The 2307-nt window shown below is 61.0% G+C and carries 3 protein-coding genes; all 3 read left to right on the forward strand.

Annotated elements, in window-relative coordinates; translation table 11 throughout:
- Positions 1–196 (forward strand): PQQ-binding-like beta-propeller repeat protein (locus tag ABX749_RS29995; protein ID WP_372899271.1); only part of this gene is annotated, 196 nt, incomplete at its 5' end.
- Positions 197–277: 81 nt separating this feature from the next.
- Positions 278–1594 carry a Gfo/Idh/MocA family protein gene (locus ABX749_RS30000; protein WP_372899272.1) on the forward strand — a complete coding sequence of 439 codons (1317 nt, stop codon included), beginning with the start codon at positions 278–280 and terminating at the stop codon, positions 1592–1594.
- A gap of 336 nt (positions 1595–1930) precedes the next feature.
- Positions 1931–2307: hypothetical protein (locus tag ABX749_RS30005; protein WP_372899273.1), on the forward strand; the 377-nt coding region annotated here is incomplete at its 3' end.

The following is a 2307-nucleotide window of genomic DNA, read 5'->3' on the forward strand; positions in this document are numbered from 1 at the left end:
GGCCGGCGGTCGGTTGCTGTTACTGACCGAACCGGGAGAATTGATGATCGCACCGGCGACACCCGACGGCTGGGACCCCATCACTGAAGCGAAAGTCCTTGACGGAAAATCTTGGACCGCCCCCGTCCTGTCCGACGGCCGCATCTTCTGTCGAAGCATCCAAGGCCAACTCGTCTGCGTCGACTGCCGTGATTAGAATACCCACATGACAGGCCTCCAGCCTGTCGATCCCCTGACCTCCCCGGCCTCGCAATCTCCACCTCATCCAACGATGCCCATGCAACGTCGATCCTTCCTCGCCGGAACCGCAGCCGCCGCGACACTCGCCTCCGCTCCCAAGATTCACGCGGCCTCCAAAGACAAAACATACCGCACGGCGCTGATCGGGGCCGGATGGTGGGGCATGAACATCCTGCGTGAAGCGATGGCCGGCGGTCAAACCAAAGTGGTCGCGCTGTGCGATGTCGATTCTGATCGGCTGGAGATCAACGCAGAGGAGGTGACGGATTTGTCGGGCGATACCCCACGAACCTACTCCGACTATCGCGAGCTGTTCGAAAAGGAAGACGTCGAGGTGGCGATCATCGCCACGCCGGACCACTGGCACGCCCTTAACGCACTGGCGGCGATCGAAGCCGGTGCACACGTCTTTATCGAGAAACCGACCGGCCACACGATCGGCGAAAGCCAGGCCGTTCTTGCCGCCTCACGTGCAGCCAATCGCCTGGTCCAAGTCGGTCTACATCGACGCATCGGCCCCCACCATGTCTCGGGGATGAAATTCTTGAAGGACGGAGGTGCCGGAGAGATCGGGCTAGTTCGCATGTTTGTCCACAGCAGGGGCGGCGCGGAGAAACCGACGCGCAACAGCGAACCACCGGAGAACCTTGACTGGGAGATGTATTGCGGCCCCGCGCCGCTGCGTCCTTATTGCCGACGGATCCATCCCGGCGGCTTTCGGCACTTCCTGGATTTTGCCAACGGAACCCTCGGCGATTGGGGCGTCCACTGGCTGGACCAGATGCTGTGGTGGAGCGACCAGCAATCACCCCATAGCGTGCATTCGACCGGCGGACGACCAATTGCCGGAGCCCCCGTCTTGAATGACGAAGAACAAACGACCGACGCCCCCGATCATCAAACCGCAACCTACGAATTTGATTCCTTCACCGCGACCTGGGAACATCGCAAGTTTGCCGGGCAAGGCCCCGAGCAAACCAGCATCGGTTGCTACTTCTTCGGCACTCAGGGGACCTTCCATATCGGTTGGCGCGATGGCTGGACGTTCTATCCGGCCGACAGCAAGAAACAAGTGATCCACCAAGACGCCCAGTTGCAAGAACCCGACGGTCACAACCTGAAATTGCTCTATGCCGATTTCCTCCGCGGCATCGAAACGGGAAGCCGCCCCGTCGCGGACATCGAGGTCGGACACCAAGCCACCACGCTCGCCCTATTGGGCATGCTCTCGATGAAACTCGGCCGCAGCGTCCGCTGGGACCCCGACGCCCAATCCATCATCGGTGACGAAGAGGCCAACGGCATGCTGCGACGAAAGTACCGCCAGCCCTGGACGTATCCCGAAATCGGCTAATCCCGGCAGCTGCATTTGGCAGGAAAACCGGGGCAGAACGATGACGCGCGCGGTGGAGACGCCGACAAGAAAAGGGGTGACAGGAAAAGAGGTATACCCGGCGTGATCCGTATCAGCGGTACGATCGACCAGACGCTGATTTGAGCGGAAGCGGCGAAATGGATTCGCCGGATGGAGCGTCGGCATCGAGGCGAGTTTGCGACGTAGGATTGGCCGTCACCTGCCTTCCGCCTCGCTGATTCCGCCATGATCACGCTTGCCTCTTCCAGTCCAACCGCCTGCAGCCAGTCCATCACGCCTTCGTTGCGGGGGCGGTTTGTGACCGATGCTTGTGAAATGGAATCCCTCGTCCCGGCTTGGCGACGGCTGGTCGAACGCTGTGCGTGGCGAAATCCATGCTACGAGCCGGAGTTTTTGATACCGCTGCTGAAGCACCGGTCGGACGCATCGGCGCGTTTGTTGGTCATCGAGGGGACGCCTGCAAACGGCGACGCGTCAGACGTCTACGGGGTGATGCCCCTGGTAACGCAAGCGTTTTATCGCTTGCCGATTCATTGCGTTCACGCCTGGCGGCCGGACGAAGCGTTCGACTCGACTCCGTTGTTGGATCGCCAATACGCCAACGAAGCTCTCACCGCGATCTTGACGTCGCTCTCCGAAACGGGCGCCCGATTGCTGGCCTTGGACACCGTCTCGGCCGCGCCGGAATTTGA

The organism is Stieleria sp., from assembly GCF_041595215.1.
GTDB classification, from domain to species: Bacteria; Planctomycetota; Planctomycetia; order Pirellulales; family Pirellulaceae; genus Stieleria; species Stieleria magnilauensis.